Source organism: Candidatus Binataceae bacterium, assembly GCA_035294265.1.
GTDB lineage: Bacteria > Desulfobacterota > Binatia > Binatales > Binataceae > DATGLK01.
The window spans coordinates 19082-36588 of record DATGLK010000035.1 but is presented as its reverse complement, the minus strand read 5'-3'; the positions used below and the strand labels follow the sequence as shown (position 1 = coordinate 36588).

15 protein-coding genes are annotated in these 17507 nt (G+C 61.0%); 11 read left to right on the top strand and 4 right to left on the bottom strand.

Annotation, left to right across the window (positions count from 1 at the left end; translation table 11 throughout):
* Positions 1–16 precede the first annotated feature (16 nt).
* Together VKV28_06425 and VKV28_06420 are read right to left on the bottom strand one after the other, a co-directional pair.
* Positions 17–1081 (bottom strand): hypothetical protein, encoded by a 1065-nt coding sequence (locus tag VKV28_06425; GenBank protein HLH76431.1) that lies wholly within the window; start codon positions 1079–1081, stop codon positions 17–19.
* Between the two features lie 81 nt (positions 1082–1162).
* Complete coding sequence (locus tag VKV28_06420) at positions 1163–1900, bottom strand: SDR family oxidoreductase (GenBank protein ID HLH76430.1); 738 nt, start codon at positions 1898–1900, stop codon at positions 1163–1165.
* Positions 1901–1970: 70 nt separating this feature from the next.
* Here VKV28_06420 and VKV28_06415 point away from each other — a divergent pair, with 70 nt between their 5' ends.
* The 3 genes from VKV28_06415 (at position 1971) to VKV28_06405 (ending at position 6328) form a co-directional block, all read left to right on the top strand.
* On the top strand, positions 1971–3326 hold the full coding sequence (locus VKV28_06415; protein ID HLH76429.1) for a phosphomannomutase/phosphoglucomutase: 1356 nt from the start codon (positions 1971–1973) through the stop codon (positions 3324–3326).
* Complete coding sequence (locus tag VKV28_06410) at positions 3323–4396, top strand: sugar phosphate nucleotidyltransferase (GenBank protein ID HLH76428.1); 1074 nt, start codon at positions 3323–3325, stop codon at positions 4394–4396. The genes VKV28_06415 and VKV28_06410 overlap by 4 nt, the downstream gene beginning before the upstream one ends.
* 405 nt (positions 4397–4801) lie before the next feature.
* A complete protein-coding gene (locus VKV28_06405) occupies positions 4802–6328 on the top strand; it encodes a hypothetical protein (protein HLH76427.1) in 1527 nt (508 codons plus the stop codon).
* A gap of 39 nt (positions 6329–6367) precedes the next feature.
* Here VKV28_06405 and VKV28_06400 read toward each other — a convergent pair whose 3' ends face one another.
* Positions 6368–6901, bottom strand: a complete 534-nt coding sequence (locus tag VKV28_06400) for a hypothetical protein (protein HLH76426.1) — start codon at positions 6899–6901, stop codon at positions 6368–6370.
* A gap of 86 nt (positions 6902–6987) precedes the next feature.
* Between VKV28_06400 and VKV28_06395 the strand changes: the two genes are divergently transcribed.
* The 4 genes from VKV28_06395 (at position 6988) to VKV28_06380 (ending at position 10829) form a co-directional block, all read left to right on the top strand.
* Positions 6988–7470 (top strand): adenosine-specific kinase, encoded by a 483-nt coding sequence (locus VKV28_06395; protein ID HLH76425.1) that lies wholly within the window; start codon positions 6988–6990, stop codon positions 7468–7470.
* A gap of 295 nt (positions 7471–7765) precedes the next feature.
* Positions 7766–9997 (top strand): cytochrome c oxidase assembly protein, encoded by a 2232-nt coding sequence (locus VKV28_06390; protein HLH76424.1) that lies wholly within the window; start codon positions 7766–7768, stop codon positions 9995–9997.
* Entirely contained in the window at positions 9981–10517 is a 537-nt protein-coding gene (locus VKV28_06385) for a hypothetical protein (protein HLH76423.1), read from the top strand. Before VKV28_06390 ends, VKV28_06385 begins: the two co-directional genes overlap by 17 nt.
* Before the next feature lie 45 nt (positions 10518–10562).
* Positions 10563–10829 carry a hypothetical protein gene (locus VKV28_06380; GenBank protein ID HLH76422.1) on the top strand — a complete coding sequence of 89 codons (267 nt, stop codon included), beginning with the start codon at positions 10563–10565 and terminating at the stop codon, positions 10827–10829.
* Positions 10830–10848: 19 nt separating this feature from the next.
* On the opposite strand, the gene VKV28_06375 is transcribed toward VKV28_06380, so the two are convergent.
* Positions 10849–11541 (bottom strand): pirin family protein, encoded by a 693-nt coding sequence (locus VKV28_06375; protein ID HLH76421.1) that lies wholly within the window; start codon positions 11539–11541, stop codon positions 10849–10851.
* A gap of 242 nt (positions 11542–11783) precedes the next feature.
* Here VKV28_06375 and VKV28_06370 point away from each other — a divergent pair, with 242 nt between their 5' ends.
* The 4 genes from VKV28_06370 to VKV28_06355 all read left to right on the top strand — a co-directional run bounded on the left by VKV28_06370 (position 11784) and on the right by VKV28_06355 (position 17506).
* Positions 11784–13313 carry a YifB family Mg chelatase-like AAA ATPase gene (locus tag VKV28_06370; protein HLH76420.1) on the top strand — a complete coding sequence of 510 codons (1530 nt, stop codon included), beginning with the start codon at positions 11784–11786 and terminating at the stop codon, positions 13311–13313.
* A 158-nt stretch (positions 13314–13471) separates the two neighbouring features.
* Positions 13472–14053 (top strand): cytochrome c, encoded by a 582-nt coding sequence (locus tag VKV28_06365; GenBank protein HLH76419.1) that lies wholly within the window; start codon positions 13472–13474, stop codon positions 14051–14053.
* 13 nt (positions 14054–14066) lie between these two features.
* Positions 14067–14588, top strand: a complete 522-nt coding sequence (locus tag VKV28_06360) for a cytochrome c3 family protein (protein ID HLH76418.1) — start codon at positions 14067–14069, stop codon at positions 14586–14588.
* An 11-nt stretch (positions 14589–14599) separates the two neighbouring features.
* Positions 14600–17506 (top strand): molybdopterin-dependent oxidoreductase, encoded by a 2907-nt coding sequence (locus tag VKV28_06355; protein HLH76417.1) that lies wholly within the window; start codon positions 14600–14602, stop codon positions 17504–17506.
* Position 17507 lies beyond the last annotated feature (1 nt).

Genomic DNA, 17507 nt, shown 5'->3' with positions numbered 1-17507 from the left:
GATCGGCCAGAATTGACTATTTGGCTGGAAAGGAGGCGAAACACTTATCGGAAAGAAAAATCTGACTTTCGATATAGTCGTGAATTATTGGTTTGCGCCCCAACTCGGCCATCGCTCCGACCAGCACCCACCAATTAAGCATCTCATGCAGTCCGGCCGCTTCGGCCTGAGCCTGGGTACGCGAGCGCCAGAAATCATAATCGGCGCGGCGCAGCGCATCCAGCATCTGGCGGTCAGATTGGTGGTCTGGAATGACCCAGCCCATGGCGCTCGACAAAAACGCATGCGACCAGCTCGAGGAGGCCATCAGGACGATTCGGTAAGGACTCTCGGCTGCGGCCTGCGCCAGTTTGGCTCCCACTTCCATGCACATCGCGGGGCTGGGGCCCGGCGGATCAGGCATCGCTTCCTGGCGGGGCTCCTTGAACAGGTGATCGAAAGCACCGCCCGCCGACAGCACGGCACTGCCGTAGCAATTAACGTGAAAGGGTACGATGGGATGCTGGAAGCCGCGGCGATCGCAATCCAGGTACAACACGGTGTTGACAAAGGCGTGGGCCAGGTCGCCATGAAGCTTGTAGGCATACGGCATCGGAACCCCGCGCCGGATCAATCCGGCGGTCAGCGCGCGGGCGCCATTGCGATGGCCATGCAGGCGCAAGGTCCAGTCCTTGGGCTCGCCCCAGGCGTTGGGAACCTTGGACCATTGCCCATGCGACCATGGCCGCACCTCAAGATCGTCGTCTAGGCCGAAGATGCAAAAGGTCGGGATAATGTCTTCTTTGAAATTTTCGTACTGGTCGTCGCCAAAAATCACGATAAAGTCGGGATTGAAGGCGTCCACCTCGGCGCGCAGCCGGCGAAAATTCTCCCACATGCGAGCCCGATAACGACGAGAGGTCGCAAGCCCATTATCCTCGCCCAGTTCGGCCAGCCCCTCCGCCTGCCAGTTGGCCCGGTCACGGTAGCGCGGATCAACGTTGGGTGCATTCATGATACGCAGGAAGCTTGCCGGTATGAATTCGTCGGCCACCACCAAGCCCGGGTAGTGGGTTGTTCCGATGCCCAATATTTCACCCATGGCGATGCCTCCCAAAGGCGAACCGGTTTATGTCGTGTTTCGATCTCTTGGCACTTTTCGTGCGTCCGCGCAACTTGTCGATCATGCCAACGGATCGTGTTGGGGTAGGACGGTAACCTCCAGCGGCCACAGCCCAGGCGGACTAGCGATTATCTGCGCCACCGCCGTGGCGACCTGGTCGGGGCGCAGCATCGCCGAGCGGTTGAGTCGCTTGTTGGGTGGAACCAGGGCGGTATCGACCAGACCAGGGAGCACCACCGCCACACGCACGCCATGCTTGCGCCATTCCTCGAAGCAGGCATGGCTGAAGGCGATGAGACCAGCTTTGGCCGCCGCATAGACCGCCTCACCGCCGCGTGGTTGGCGGCCGGCTGCGGAAGCAATATTGACGATTGTCCCCGCTCCTTGAGCGATCATTTGAATCGCGGCCAGGCGCGCTAGTGCGATGGGGGCGCGGAGATTGACGGCCAGTATCCGGTCGACATCGCTTTCACTGGTTTTGACCAACGGCTGGCGTGCAGGGGCCCAGCCGGCGTTGTTGACCAGCACGTCAATCCGCCCGTAGCGTTCCACCGTGGTCTGAAGCAACGCCTGGGCCGCGTCATTTTGCGCCAAGTCGAGCAACACGATCAGCGAGTCGGCCGGCGCAAGGCCGCTTAAGCGGCGAGTTTCAGCCAGCTCTTCGGCGCTGCGCGCGGCTAGCGCCAGCTTGAAACCGCTTTCGCCCAGCCTCAGTGCAAGCGCGCGCCCGATCCCGCGTCCAGCACCTGTGATCAGGGCAACTTTGCCCTCTGCTGAGTTTTGAGCTGCTGGAAACATTGCTTTGATGCTTGCGCCAGAATGCCAGGTTTCTCAGACTAGAAGCACAACAGTGCCGGTGTGAGGCTAGATGAATCTACAAGTATTCAGGGAATATGACATCCGAGGCGTGGTCGAGGAAGACTTCGACGATAGCTTTGTGGTCGATTTGGGGCGCGCTTATGCCACGCTTTTGCATCGCGCCGGTAAAAAGACCATCACGGTAGGACGCGATTGCAGGTTATCTTCGGACCGCCTGCGCGATCTACTGCTGGAGGGATTGTTGCCGGCCGGAATCGACGCGGTGGATATCGGCGTGGTGCCGACCCCGCTGCTGTACTTTTCGATGGTGCATTGGCAAATGGATGGCGGGGTGATGATCACCGGCAGCCACAACGCCGCCGAATACAATGGCTTCAAGTTAGGGGTGGGCAGCTCGACCATTTTTGGCGAGGAAATCCAAGAAGTTGCCCGGATTATGCAGCGGCGCGATTTTCTTACTGGAGGCCAGCGGGGACGGTTGCACGCGCGCCCGGTTTTGCCCGACTACCGCGACTACATCCGGAGTCAGTTTAAATTCTCGCGCCCCTTGACCGTGGCGGTAGACGGGGGCAACGGATGTGGCGGGGTGGTGGCAGTACCGCTGATGCGCGAACTGGGGTTCACGACGGTTGATCTGTATATCGAGATGGACGGCCGTTTCCCCCATCATCATCCCGACCCCACGGTCGAAGACAATATGCAGGACCTGATTAAGGCGGTGCGCGGGTCCCACACCGACGTTGGGATTGCCTACGACGGCGATGCCGATCGAATTGGGGCGGTGGACGAGAACGGCCGTATTATCTGGGGCGACGAGCTGCTGATTCTTTTTGAGCGGGCGATTTTGGCCCAGCAGCCCGGGGCGACGATTATCGGCGAAGTAAAATGCTCGCAGCGGCTATATGACGACATCGCCCGGCGCGGCGGGCGGCCAATAATGTGGAAAACCGGCCATTCCTTGCTCAAGAGCAAGCTCAAGGAGGAGCATGCGGCGCTAGCGGGCGAGATGAGCGGCCACATGTTCTTTGCCGATCGTTACTACGGCTTTGACGACGCGATCTACGCCTCGTTTCGCTTGCTGGAGATAATCGATCGTGCCGGATGCGGAATCGGCAAGCTGCTGGCCGACTTGCCCGCGATGGCGAACACGCCTGAGATCCGGGTGGATTGTCCCGATGAGCGCAAATTTGAGGTGGTGCGCAAGCTGGCCGACTTTTTCCGCCCGCGCTACGAGGTCAACGATATTGATGGCTTGCGGGTGAAGGTCGATGGCGGCTGGGGGCTGGTGCGGGCCTCCAATACGCAGCCCGCCTTGGTGTTGCGCTTCGAGGCGCCGAATCAGGTGGAACTGGAACGAATTCGTACCCTTTTCGAGCAGCAGCTCAAGCAGCAGGGGGTGATGTGAGCGAGGCGGATGGGGCGCGGAGAGCCGCGTCCGCCAGCGCCCTGATAATCGCCGGCGGGCAGGGCACTCGGTTCTGGCCGGCCAGCCGCCGCCTGCGTCCCAAACCGCTGTTCAGCCTGGACGGCAAAACCACTTTGCTGGCCGATACCATCGGTCGCCTGCCGCCGCTGATCGCCCGGGAGCGGATTTTTGTCCTGATTCCCGCACAACAGGTGCAGCCCTTTGCGGCGGCGCTGGCGGGAGCGATTCCAGCGCAAAACCTGCTGATTGAACCGCAACCGCGCGGCACCGCGGTAGCGATCGCCTACGGCTGTGCCTTGATCAAGCAGCGTATGGGCGAGGGGGTGGTGGCGGTGATGCCGGCTGATCACTTCATTGAACCCGCCAACCGTTTTCGCGCCACCTTGGCGCGCGCGATCGCGATTGCTGCGCGCCGGCAAGCGATCGTGGTGATCGGCGTGCCACCCACGCGACCCGATACGGGATATGGCTATCAGGAAGCCGGAGTACCGATTGCGGGTGGCTACCGCGTCAAGCGCTTCGTCGAGAAGCCGGCTGCGGCACTCGCCCGCAAAATGGTCTATTCAGGCCGATTCTTGTGGAATGCCGGAATCTTCGTGATGAGCCAGGAAAGCCTGGACGCCGAGTTGGCGGTGCAGGTGCCGCGGCTGGCGGCCGCGTGCAAGCGGTTGGTCAAGCAGCAGCAAGGATGGGAGCGGAGCTACGCCGGGCTTAAGTTCGATTCCTTCGATTATGAGCTCTTGGAGAAGAGTGCGCACGTGATTGGAGTACGGGCGAATTTTCGCTGGGATGACGTCGGGAGCTGGAACGGGTTGTGGGAAACCCAGCGCGGTCGCGATGGCAACGCCTTGCTGGGACAAGTTCTGGCGCTGGACTCGACTCAGGTGCTGGCGCGCGCCAACGGCCGCCTAATGGTCCTGCTGGGGGTAAAAGACCTGATCGCGATCGATACCGATGACGCCCTACTGATCGCCCATCGCGAACGCACCCAGGAGGTGCGCCGGGTGATCGAAGAACTCAAGCGGCGCGGTCTGGCGGCATATCTCTAGCGGACACTGCTCTATCCCCTCTCGCTTATCCCCTCATGGTCAGGAGAGCAGATAAGGAACGGAGCCATCGGTTACGCACTGCGCTGCCTCCAGCGCCGGCTGACTGCCTTCGGACCAGGTTTTCGGTGACCTGTCGGCGCTAAGCCATGGCAAAACTATCTTGCCAGTTATTTTAGCTATAGCTATCAATATTGCTCTTTTACGCCATCGCCGACACCGTCCACTCGTTGGCATCGACTACCTGTTGAGCATTATGAACGAAAATACTGTCCGGGCGCGAAACCTTTTGTTGCGGCTAATGTGTTCTTTGGGTTGGCAAATTTGTTGTGAAAGCGCTAGAAGTCCCTTCCGGGTTTGGGGAACGTCTTTCTTTATCAACTGGTTCGAACAACGGGAGGGTGCAGAATGAGACGCGATTGGGTGAATGTTCGTATGTTGGGGTTGCTCAGCCTGGCGCTGGTGGTGGGCGCCTGCGGAAGCAGTTCCAAGAGCACGCCGCCGCCGACGCCGAGCTCTTTTGGCTTGCTGGCGACCGTGCAATTGCCTGCAATTAACAACAAGCCGGCAATTTTGGCTTCCTTCGACATCAGTTGGTTCGACGATTTCGAGGGCAATCAGAATGTCTGGTTTACCGACGCCGGGAATAACGCGGTGGATCAGATTGATACCGCGAACAACACGTTCGTTCAGTACATAAACCAGGGCGGTTTCGGTGGTAACAATTCGCCTACGGATCATGACTGCAACGGACCAAACGGCGCGGTAACCGCAATCGGCCCCAACAATTCGTTCCACGAATTGTGGGTGGGTGATATCGCCAAGCCCACGCCTTGCGGTACGGGTTCGCCTCAGATCTGGGCGTTCGACCTGACCAAGACTCCGCCGACCGCGAATTTTGGCGGCCCCATCGCGCTTAACTGCGGTGTGGGAGGGTTGACCCCAATTAGCGGCGACCCGAGCAATGCGAGCCTCAACCCTGTTGCCTGCCCGTCGGCGGGTGCTCAGATCGAGCGGGCCGATGAGCTATCGTATGATAGTACCGATGATGTGATCTTGATCGCGGTGCCTCATCCGTCTCCGGGCTTGGTGAACGCCACGACCAATCCAGCCGGCTGCGCCACAGCGGTGGGCCAGAACTGCGGACCCTACGTAAACATCATTAACGCCGGAAGCGGCAAAGTGCTGGGACAGATCGTGTTTCCCCAAGCCACCAACGGCATCGAGCAGTCGCAGTGGGATGCCAAAACCGACACGTTTTTCGTTAACCTTCCTTACGATAGCGATCTTGGCAATGACGCCAATGGTAACCCAATTGGCGCCGTGGCAAAGATCAAGATCAATTCCGTCAACCCGCTGTCGGTCACAGTCAGCGTACCGACCACTCCGACCGCCCCCTACTCGACGATCGTGAGTTGCAGCGCCAACGGTCTGAGCACGATTAACCCCGCCAACCGTAACATGCTGCTCGGTTGCGCGAACTCGGTCGCCCCGAATTCTAATTTTCCTTCGCCCTTTCCGACCACCGGTAGCGCGACCAATCTGGCGGAGGTCATGAACGCCGACACTGGGTTAGTCGTGGCAGTGCCATTGACTGGAGTGCAGGCTGACGAGGTGTGGTATGACGATTTTAACAACGTCTACTACGAGTCCGGCCTGCCTGGCGGCGCGGTACAGTTGGGTGCGACCAACGCTGCCACCAACGCCGTCGTGGCCAACTTCCTGATGGCACACACCCCGCCGCCGCACAGCGTCACTGCGGACTCTGTTAACGGCCATGTCATCATGCCGGGTCCGCTCAACAACGACACCTGGGATAACAGCGCATCGCTGACCTTTCCCAACGGCGCGACCTCGCCGGGCAACTTCAGTTGCACCAAGGGCTGCGTTTGGGTGTTTGGGCTATCGCCCAACAATTCCTACCCGGTCGAGTAGGATTGTCTTGACCTGACCAAAAGGGCCGCGCGCCGGCAATCAACCGGCGCGCGGCCCTTCTTCGCTCTCCAGCGCCGCGAATAAGCGGCGAGCCAGGAACGATTCGCGTTGAAAAAAGCCGCGCGTATGGAATGAATCGCCTAGCTTCAGCAGCGCATAGTCTAGGTAGTGGCCCAATTCATGAGCCAGCGTGCGTAAAAACGTCTTGGGTCGCACCACCTCGCGCCGCTGCGCCGTACGCATCCAGACGATCAGCCGCGGCGGCCGCGCATTGGGATAAAAAATTCCGTGCAACTCGCGCCGGCTATCGCGCGGGCGCGCCCCGCGAATCTCCACGCGTACCAAGCCCACGCCCAATTCGCGGCAAATCTCATCAGCCAGCGCTTGGCAGGCAGCGTTGATCGTGCCCAGCGAACCTCCGCTTAGGGCCACAACCGCCGCACGGGTACGCTCAATCGTGGCGGGACCCGGAGTAAAGTCGTAACTCGCGATCGCTTCGCTGCGCAGATAGCATCGCTGGGCGCGCTCCGAGAGCCGGTAAAACCATGCCGGTAGCGTACTACGCTCAGCCATCGCGGCTCCTAGTCAGACTCGCGCGAAGTTTCATCGCCATGTTCGCAGGGCCTACAATCGGCTTCGCTCCCCGCAGGAGAACGATAATGGAACTCAAGGTTATCTCAATTGGCAAGCCCGTCGATGTCAATTGCATCATTGGGCAAGCCCATTTCATCAAGACCGTTGAAGACCTTTACGAAGCGCTGGTGCAATCCGTACCAGAGATAAAGTTCGGGGTGGCCTTCAACGAAGCCTCGGGCCCCTGCCTTGTCCGGCATACCGGGACTGACCCCCAACTGGAAACTTGCGCGGTCGAGGCGGCCCAGGCCATCGGGGCCGGGCACCTGTTCGTGGTAATGCTGGCGCGGGCCTTTCCGGTTAACGTACTTAATGCTGTGAAAGCGGTGGCGGAAGTTTGCACAGTCTTCTGCGCCAGCGCTAATTCGCTCCAGGTAGTAGTTGCGTGCGAAGGGGAGGGTCGGGGCGTGCTCGGCATTATCGACGGCAGCGCACCCAAGGGGGTCGAAGGCGAGGCGGATCGCGCCCAGCGGCACGGCTTGCTGCGCCGCTTCGGCTACAAGCAGTAAAGCGCCCACGCCGGCCGCCTCTTCTGCTACTTCTTTCATTTGTGGTCTGACTGCGCCGATCTCGGTTTCCAACCTGGGGAGGCATGCTTCGACTTCGACGCCGGGTGGCGGCTGTACAGGTGATTGGTCCTGTTTATTTCTCGCGAGGCACGACGCCGGCGTGCCCGATGCGATTGGCGGTACAGTCGTGTAGTGTTTCAGGACGCGAGTACCGGCTGTGTCCCCGATCACCCAAGCGATATTGACATCGTGGCAAATTCCGCTGCCGGCCGTGGTGTCTTTAGCCTCGCTGGGGATGCTTTACTGGCGCGGTTGGCGGCGCCTTTCGCGCCAGCTACCAATGCATTTTCCGCCCTGGCGGCTGGGTTGCTTCATGGCCGGGCTGACACTGCTTCTGCTCGCTATCGGCTCGCCGTTAGCGGCTCTGGACAATCTGCTACTGGCTGACCACATGCTCCAGCATCTGTTGCTCATGTTCGCCGCTCCAGGCTTGATTGTGCTGGGCGCGCCGATCAATCCGCTTATGCGTGGCTTGCCGGCTGGCGTGGCTCGCGACGCCCTCGGTCCGTTTTTGAAGTCTCCCGGGTTGCGCCGTTGCGGGCGTGCGCTAACCCATCCCGCTACCTGTTGGCTGGTGCTGCTGCTGGTCAACTGGGGCTGGCATCTCCCTTTCGCTTATCAGGCTGCGCTCCGCTATCCGGCTTGGCACGGCGTAGAACATGGCTGTTTCTTTGCGGCCGGCTTGCTGTTCTGGTGGCCGGTCGTACAACCTTGGCCGAGCAAGTCGCGATGGCCGCGCTGGAGCGTGGTTCCCTATCTACTACTGGCGGGATTCCAGAACTCGCTGCTGGCGGCGATTCTGACCTTGTCCGGGCGCGTCATCTACCCCTACTACGACTCGGTCCCTCGGCTGTGGGGGATATCGGCCCTGTCGGACCAGGTGATCGCGGGCGCGATCATGTGGGTTCCGGCCTCCCTCTTTTTCTTGCTTCCCGCGGTCGGTGCGGTATACAACCTGCTTTCGCCACGCGCCCTGGCGGCGACCCATTATCGCCGGCCATCGCCAATGGAAAGGGCGAGTCCCGAACCGTTCGACCTGTTGCGAGTTCCCGTCCTGGGCGCGCTGTTACGAACCAATTATCCGCGCCGAGCGGTGCAAGGACTGATGCTGCTGTTGGCGGTCGGGGTGGTCGCCGACGGGTGGTGGGGCCCCGCGATGGCACCGATGAACCTGGCCGGTGTGCTGCCTTGGACTTACTGGCGTGGGCTGCTAATGGTCGGTTTGCTGGTGGCCGGCAATCTGTTTTGTTTCGCCTGCCCGTTCACCCTACCGCGGGAATTAGCCGCCCGAGTCCGCCCTCGAGGCTGGCGCTGGCCGCGTCGGCTGCGGACCAAGTGGATCGCGCTTGGGCTGCTGGTGGTTTTTTTCTTCACTTATGAATTACTTTCACTGTGGAACCGCCCGGGTGCGACCGCCGGATTGATAATCGCCTACTTTGTCAGCGCCTTTACGGTTGACCTGCTCTTTTCCGGCGCCAGCTTTTGCAAATACCTCTGTCCGATCGGCAACTTCCAATTCGCCCAAGCGCTGGCCTCGCCGCTGGAAGTGCGGGTGCGCGCGCCCCAGCGCTGCACCACTTGCGCCACCCACGATTGTTTGCGCGGTAACCCAAGCCATCGCGGATGCGAGCTGGAGCTCTACTTGCCGCGCAAAGTGGGCAATCTGGACTGTACTTTTTGCCTGGACTGCGTGCGCGCCTGCCCCCACGACAACATCGGCATCCTGCTTCATCCACCCGGCCAAAATCTGCTGAATGACCCCTTTCGCAGCTCGCTTGGGCGGTTGTCGATGCGCCCCGATATCGTTGCGCTGGCCTTGGTGGTAACCTTCGGCGCTTTTGCCAATGCCGCCGCGATGGTCGGGCCGATTAACCGGCTTGAACTCAAGCTCGATCGCGTCTTCGGTATCCACTCGCTCTTACCAGCTAGCGCGCTCCTATTAGCACTTGGGATGGTTGTAGTACCTACTCTGGCCTATCGCCTGGCGGGAAGGCGTCAGAGCACGGTACAGCGCCGCCGCATGGCGCTGGCGCTGATTCCGCTGGGGTTGGCGATGTGGACGGCCCATTTTTGCTTCCATCTCGGCGCTGGTCTGGCGAGCGGGTGGCCGGTGATGCAGCGGGTCCTGGCCAATCTTGCACTGAAGCTTGGGCCGGGCTGGTTTGGACCACCGCAGTGGCAGGGAATGGCGCCGGCGATCGGTCTGCACACCCTTCACGCCGTGGACCTTGTCCTACTCGATCTCGGTTTGCTGACCTCGCTTTATCTGATCTGGCGGCTAACCGAGGCTCAAAGCGCACCTGCGCGCGCCGTCCTGACGCGGATGATGCCTTGGGCAGTGCTGGCCCTCGCACTGTACCTTGCCGGAACCTGGATCGTGATGGCGCCGATGCAGATGCGGGGAATGCTCATGGGTACTTCGGCCGGCGCGACCCTCGACCTGAGAAGCGATGGCGGGCGGCGCTAGGGCAGCCCTGGCGCTTGCGTTGCTGCTGGGCCTGCTGCGTCCAAGCGCGGGATGGACCGACGGCGGCGCCCTTTACTTCAGCCGTGCACAGGATGGGCTGCGCGTAAGCCTATTTGGTCCCGCATTGCCGCTGACCCCTGGAATAAGCGATCTGACCGTCATGGTCCAGGATGCACGTGACCTCCAGCCCATTCTCGACGCCCGAGTTGTACTGGTGTTAAGCGAGGGCGCGCGTTCACAATCTTTGCGCGTTAGGCTGACTCATCGGGAGGCGGCGGACAAGCTGCTCTATGCCGGCGGTATCACCTTGGCTCGGCCCGGCCGCTGGACGGCTAACCTGCAAGTGGCAGCGGGTGCGCGGAAGCTAGAGGGCAGTTTTTCCTTGATAGTGGTGCCCGGCGCAAGTTTCACGCAGGTCTGGCCTTACTTCGCGTTGGTGGTGTTGGTAATTTTCCTGTTCGGTTGGAACCAATGGTTATCGCATCGCCAGCGCGTCGGCCCTTCGCATTCGATCGCATGATTTCCGGCGGGCAGCCTTGCTGGTGGGTGTGACTGTGGGGTTGAGGTGACCGTGGGCACGTTGGAGAACTGGATTCATTGGGAAAACATTCAGGCAATATCCCGGCATGCCACGGCCGGTATCTTCGCCATCCTGGTCTTTGGGTTAGCCGGCCGGCTGGTAGCTTGGCTTATCCCCGAGGGGTATGCGCGCAAAGTGGTGATCTGGATCGACGACGCAATTCTGATAGCCGTGCTGGCCGGCTTTGGCTGGGAGCTGTTGATATACTTGTGGGGCAGTCATTTTGGCTATAACCATCCGATGCACGGTTAGCGTCCACGCCTCTCAGCGATCAGGCCAAATCGAACCAGAGCAGCTCGGTCGCAGCGCTGGCCCGAAGCAGCGCCGTTTCTTGGGAATCCAACGCCGCGCCGTCGCCGGCCTTAAGCTGCAGCTCGCCCAAGCGCAGCGCGCCACGCACGACCTGTAACCATCCAAAGCGGCCTGCTCTCAAACCTAGTTCGAGAGTCTGGTTTGGTTGGAGTAAGCCCACCGCCAAGGTTGCGTCCTGATGGATCGTTACCCCCGTGGCTGGTGCGTTTGGGCCGGCCAAAGGCAGTAACGCGCCCGGCAGCGGATTGAAGCTGCGCTGTTCATAGCCGGGAGTCAGGCCGCTTTGCGCGGGCAGCAGCCAGATTTGCAACAGATGAGCCGGCTCGGCGCGCGAGTGATTGAACTCGCTGTGGGCGATTCCGGTGCCGGCGGTCATGCGTTGGATCTCCCCTGGTCGTATAACCGAGCCATTACCCAGGCTGTCCTTGTGCTCGAGGCCGCCACTTACCAAGTAAGTTAAAATCTCCATGTCGCTATGATGATGGGTGGGAAATCCGCCGCCAGGGCCAATTTGGTCCTCGTTGATCACGCGCAAGCTGCGAAACCCCATGAATTTCGGATCATGGTAGTCGGCGAAGGAAAAAGTATGGCGGCTGTTAAGCCAACTGGTTTTGGTTAGTCCCCGCTCCTGGCTTTTTCGAATCGCAATCATTGGCTGAGCCTCGCCGCTCAATTTTATCAGGAACTGGTCTTTAGCGCAGCGCAACAATTTGGTGTCAGAGGAATGCAAATATACTGTCGGCACGCGCAGCGTGAGCGGCAGCGGAAACCACGCCCTTGGCGCGCTTCGTCAAGAAATGGGGATGCATTTCGCATTTGCAAGATGTAGCCGTCTGTAACTATCTTACCTCTGCCGAATTCGTCCGATACCAATACGGGAGGGGTCACCGCCGCTTGCTTGCCAGTATCATGTCCAGCGCGCTTGCTGGAGTTGACGCTTACCGGGTTGAAGTCGAAGCGGATATCGCCAGTGGTCTCCCCGGTTTTCGCACCGTCGGGTTAGCCGAAGGTGCGGTGCGCGAGTCCCAGGAGCGGGTCAAGGCAGCAATTAAGAATGCGGGATTCGATTTTCCCAACCGTCGGATAACGGTCAATCTGGCGCCTGCCGACACGCGCAAGGAGGGGTCGGCCTTCGACTTGCCGATGGCGCTGGGGATCATGGCGGCCAGCGATCAGATTAAACGAGATCGTTTGAAAGAATATCTGATCATGGGTGAATTGGCGCTGGACGGTCGCATCAAAGCAATCAAGGGGGCGCTTTCAAGCGCCCTGCTGGCGCGGCGGGAACGCTTCAGCGCGGTCCTGTTGCCGCGTGACAACGCGGCGGAAGCCGCGGTGATCGGCGAGGGGCCGACCATTTACGGGGTGGAAAGCCTCGGCGAGGTAGTGGAATTTCTGCATGGCTTGCGGCCGCTGACCGCGGTGCGCGGCGACCCGGGCGAGGTGTTGCGCAACGCCGGCCACTATCCGGTGGATTTCAGTGAGGTGCGCGGTCAGGAGCAAGCCAAAAGAGCCTTGGAAGTGGCGGCGGCGGGTGGCCACAACGCGCTGATGATTGGGCCGCCGGGGTCGGGTAAGACGATGCTGGCCAAGCGGCTACCCACCATCCTACCCGACCTCACCTTCGAGGAAGCGATCGAAACCACCAAGGTGCATAGCGCGATGGGGCTGCTCGATGGCCAGGCGCTCGTCACTACGCGCCCCTTTCGTGCACCCCATCACACGATTTCCGATGCCGGGTTGATCGGTGGCGGCCCGATGCCGCGGCCGGGTGAAGTCAGTCTGGCCCATCACGGCGTGCTGTTTTTGGACGAGTTACCGGAGTTTCGCAAAAACGTGCTGGAGGTGCTGCGTCAGCCGCTAGAGGACGGGCGAATCACGATCTCGCGCGTGATGGGGAGTTTGACCTTTCCCGCCCACGTGATGCTAGTAGCAGCGATGAATCCTTGTCCGTGCGGCTTTTTCACCGATCCACAGCATGAATGCGCTTGCACACCCATGATGGTACAGCGCTACCGCTCGCGGATCTCGGGGCCGTTGTTGGATCGGATCGATATCCACGTTGAGGTGCCCGGGGTGAAGTACCGCGAGCTGGCCGAGCGGCAACGCGCGGAGTCCTCGGCGACGATTCGCCAACGCGTGGGAGATGCGCGCCAGTTGCAGCTCCAGCGCCTGGCCGGCCATCGGTTGTATTGCAATGCCCAGATGGGGGCGGCGGAGTTGGAGCAATACTGCCGCATCGATGGCGCGGGCGAGCGCCTGCTGGAGTTGGCGATCAATCGATTGGGGCTGAGCGCGCGCGCCTACGCTCGGATTTTGAAAGTGGCCCGCACTATCGCGGATCTGGAGGGCGGCGGGCCGATCGCGGCCACGCATATCAGCGAGGCCATCCAGTACCGCTCGCTGGACCGGGCGGTAGCCTGAGAGTCAAGGGGTGACAAAAGGCTTGGTATCTGCTAATCGCGGCTTGCGGGTGTCACGGTTGGGGACATCAGCGGCGCATAAAAAATCGCGTCAAGAACTTGCATCAGGGCCCGACCAATGTCTTAATCCCGAAAGTAAACCTTATGCGCTCAAAACCAATGTATAAGCTTGTCGAATTTTGTCGGGGTCTGCCCCGCGCCGGGTTCAAGGCTTTCACGCTAGCGGCGCTGGCATTGGGCGGCGTGTTGCTCCTGCAAAGCGGAGCGCGCGCCTTCACTCAAGAGCAGGTCAACAAGGGTCAGGAGACCTTCCGCCTGCAATGCGCGCGCTGCCATGGTCCCGATGGCCAGGGAATGGGCGACGTCTATAAAGGCCTCACTGCTCCCCAGCTAATCGGACCCGGCGCGCTGACCGTCAATCCGCGGCCCTATCAGGTGATGCGCCATTTTCAGTTCCACACCGTCAGCGACATTTATGACTTCGCCTCGGCGGTGATGCCTGCGGATCAACCTGCCAGCCTGACCGCCGATGAATATTGGGACATCATCGCCTATATCCTGGATGCCAACGGTGAGAAGCCCAACGGCGAGCAGCTTAATGAGGCGGATGCCGGGCGGATGTCGCTGGCCAAGCTGCAGCAGCGGCTGGGTAGCGGGGGCTCGTTGTCGCCCGCACTCGATAACGGCGGCGGCACAGGTGGTCCCAACACCCCGGTGATCGAAGGCCAGCAGAGCAAGTAGGGGCGGCGGCGCGATGAATGCGAAAATCGGCGCGCTGGTAGTGGCGCTCCTGGTCCTGGTAACTGGAGTAGGGGTCGCGCTGTTTTCGCAGCGGCCGTGGGCGCCGTTGCCCAACGTGGTGCAGCCGATTCCGTTCAGTCATCGTATCCACGCGGGGGTCAATAAAATCCCCTGCGAATATTGCCACGAATACGCGCGCCGCTCGGAGAACTCCGGGGTTCCGCCGGTCCAGCGTTGCGAGGGCTGTCATGCCGGAGTCGCCGAACAAGCGGCGCTTCAGCCGGTTCGCAAGCCCTGGATCGATCGGCAGCAAGCGCCCTTCGAGATTCGCTGGAATCGCGTCTATACCTTGCCCGATTTCGTCCGCTTCTGGCACATGCCCCATATCCATGCCGGGTTGGCTTGTCAGACTTGCCATGGGCCGGTTGAAACGATGGACCGGGTTACCCCCACGATCGAGATAAACATGGGTTTTTGCATTGACTGCCACAAGAGCAGGGGCGTCAGCACTCAATGCTCGACGTGCCACTACTAGGGGACGGCTGAATGTCAGGCGAAGTCTCACGACGCTCCTTTCTTAAACTGGCTGCCGCCACCAGCGCGGCGGCGGCGGTACCCGGGTGCAAACCCGCGGCCCGCCATCTGATTCCCTACGTCATTCCCCAGGACGACGTAATTCCGGGGATGCCGACCTTTTACGCCACGGCTTGCAACGAATGCGGGGCGGGTTGCGGTGTGGTCGCACGGATACGCGAAGGGCGCACGATTAAGCTGGAGGGCAATCCCGCCGATCCTATCGGCGCCGGCGCGCTGTGTGCCCGCGGTCAGGCGGCTTTGCAGGACCTTTACAATCCCGACCGTTTGGTCCATCCCAAGCAGCGCTCGCATCATCATCAGTTGGAAACCATCAGCTGGGATAGTGCCATGGCCGCCCTCAACGAGGCCCTGACCAAGGCGCGTGCCGCCGGTGCCGACCGGGTCGCCGTGATCGCTCCCGACATGGGTCCGGCTCATGAAGGGCTGATCCAGCAATGGCTGGGGGTTTTCAATTCCAAACTGCGGCTTAACTATGAAGCCATCGACTATGAGGCCGACCGCGCCGCGCTGCGTTTTTGCTTCGGGCAGGAATACACGCCGATCTATTCGATCGACCGGGCGCGGGTGTTGGTCTCTTTCGGCGCCGATTTTCTGGAAACTTGGCGCTCACCGGTGGAGTTAACCCGCCAATACGCCGCCTTCCGCCATCCCCGTCACGACGCTGGTGGAACCAATTTCGGACTTGCCTACTACGTCGGACCGCGCATGAGTCTAACCGCATCGCGCACCGACCATTGGTTCTCGTGTCGACCCGGCTACGAGGCTGCGGTGGCGTTGGCGATGCTACGGGTGATGGTCGAGCATGGCCTGGTGCAAGGCGAGGCGGGCATCGATGCCAGCGCGCTGCGCCAATTCGTCGCCCCCTATGAAACCGCCAAAGTGGCCCAAATGGCTGGGGTAAAGGCCGAGCTGATTGAGCGCATGGCTCAGGATTTCGGCCGTGCCGACGGCGCGATCGCGATGGCTGGGACCAACGACAGCGCTACTCACGTTGCGGTCTGGCTGCTCAACGCCGCAAGCGGCAATATCGGCAAAACCGTAGCCCTGAGCGCACCATCAGCAACCACCACCTCGCCTGAGCGGCGGGCCGAAATCTTACGCGCGATGAACGCCGGCTCGGTGGACGTAGCGCTGATTATCAACTCCAATCCGCAATTCACCCTACCTGCCGCCGCCCATTTTGCCGACGCGCTGGGCAAGGTTTCTACCGTGGTGTGGGCGGGCGGCGTACCCGACGAAACCGCCCAGCTCGCGCACCTGTTGTTGCCAATCCATCATTGGCTGGAAGACTGGGGCGATGCGCAACCGCGCGCGGGCGTCAATCTGCTGCGTCAACCGACCATGACGCCGGTGGTTTACAGCCGTGCGCTAGGCCAGATTCTGTGTGACTCGGCCCGCGCCGCCGGCAATCCGATGCCTTACGCCGACACCCAGGCGCTGGTGCGAGCCAAGTGGTCGCAGTTACAGAAAAGCCAGGCCGTAAGCGGTGATTTCGAGCAGTTCTGGGACAATTCGCTGCGCCATGGCGGGGTATTCAATCCCACCCCGGTAAGCGCCGTCAACGTGCAGCCAGGCGCGCTCCAGACTCCAATTAGCCTGCCCGAGGCACCCGAAGCCGGCGCGCTCACGATGGTTTCCTATCCACATATCTTCTGGTACGACGGGCGTGGCGCGGACAAGCCCTGGTTGCAGGAGATTCCCGAGCCGGTCAATCAGGTGGTCTGGGATTCCTGGGTGGAAATCCATCCCGACACGGCACAAAAGCTGGACGTGGTCGAAGGCGACCTGCTTCAGTTGACCGCCAACGGGGTGACGATCGAACAGCCAGCACATTTGACGCGAGGGGTCGATCCGGCTGCGCTTGGGGTGCCGATCGGTCAGGGGCATACCCATTACGGTCGCTATGCCAGTAATCGTGGCGCCAATCCCTGGCCAATGTTGCCGGCGGGGCGTTTGAGCGTAGCGGTCAAGGCGACGCGCTCAGGCATGCGCCGCAGCCTGGTCAGCGCCCTGTATTCGCCCAACATGATGGACCGGCCGCTGGTGGAGACCATGAAATTCACCGACTTCCAGGCTGGCATCGTGCCCAAGCCGTGGGAGGAGCCGTTGCCACAGCCGTGGGAAACCTACCCGGACGTCGATTATCCGGTGCACAAGTGGGGGATGACGATCGATCTCAACGCTTGCACCGGGTGCAGTGCCTGCGTGGCGGCCTGTTACGCCGAAAACAACGTACCTGTGGTGGGCAAGGAGCAGGTGGCCAAGAGCCGGATCATGTCGTGGATTCGGATCGAGCGCTACATTCCCAACACTGACGACGCGCCGCCGCTGTACACCATGCCGATGCTCTGCCAGCAGTGCGATCACGCGCCTTGCGAGCCGGTTTGTCCGGTGTTTGCCTCCTCGCACAACGACGAAGGGCTCAACTTGCAGGTTTACAACCGTTGCGTGGGCACCCGTTATTGCGAAAACAACTGTACCTACAAGGTGCGCCGTTTCAACTGGTTCAATCCGGAATTTCCTAGCCCCCTCAATCTCCAGCTCAATCCCGACGTGACCGTGCGGGGAGCCGGGGTGATGGAGAAATGCACTTTCTGCGTGCAGCGGATTCGAGCCGCCGAAGTTGTGGCGAGGGTAGAGGATCGAGATTTGCGCGACGGCGAGATTGTGCCAGCCTGCGCGCAGGCCTGCCCCGCGCGTGCGATTACTTTCGGCGACACCAAGCATGAAGATTACGCGGTGATGCAGCGGCGAGCGGACAATCAGATACGCACTTATCGAGCGCTCGAGCCGCTCAACACCCGCCCGGCGATAACCTATTTGCGCCAGGTCTATCGGCCCAGAGGAGAAGTCTGAG

Coding starts and splice junctions, on each gene's coding strand:
- VKV28_06425 (HLH76431.1), bottom strand. CDS start 1,081: ATGGGTGAAATATTGGGCATCGGAACAACCCACTACCCGGGCTTGGTG.
- VKV28_06420 (HLH76430.1), bottom strand. CDS start 1,900: ATGTTTCCAGCAGCTCAAAACTCAGCAGAGGGCAAAGTTGCCCTGATC.
- VKV28_06415 (HLH76429.1), top strand. CDS start 1,971: ATGAATCTACAAGTATTCAGGGAATATGACATCCGAGGCGTGGTCGAG.
- VKV28_06405 (HLH76427.1), top strand. CDS start 4,802: ATGAGACGCGATTGGGTGAATGTTCGTATGTTGGGGTTGCTCAGCCTG.
- VKV28_06400 (HLH76426.1), bottom strand. CDS start 6,901: ATGGCTGAGCGTAGTACGCTACCGGCATGGTTTTACCGGCTCTCGGAG.
- VKV28_06395 (HLH76425.1), top strand. CDS start 6,988: ATGGAACTCAAGGTTATCTCAATTGGCAAGCCCGTCGATGTCAATTGC.
- VKV28_06390 (HLH76424.1), top strand. CDS start 7,766: ATGCTTTACTGGCGCGGTTGGCGGCGCCTTTCGCGCCAGCTACCAATG.
- VKV28_06385 (HLH76423.1), top strand. CDS start 9,981: ATGGCGGGCGGCGCTAGGGCAGCCCTGGCGCTTGCGTTGCTGCTGGGC.
- VKV28_06375 (HLH76421.1), bottom strand. CDS start 11,541: ATGATTGCGATTCGAAAAAGCCAGGAGCGGGGACTAACCAAAACCAGT.
- VKV28_06365 (HLH76419.1), top strand. CDS start 13,472: ATGTATAAGCTTGTCGAATTTTGTCGGGGTCTGCCCCGCGCCGGGTTC.
- VKV28_06360 (HLH76418.1), top strand. CDS start 14,067: ATGAATGCGAAAATCGGCGCGCTGGTAGTGGCGCTCCTGGTCCTGGTA.
- VKV28_06355 (HLH76417.1), top strand. CDS start 14,600: ATGTCAGGCGAAGTCTCACGACGCTCCTTTCTTAAACTGGCTGCCGCC.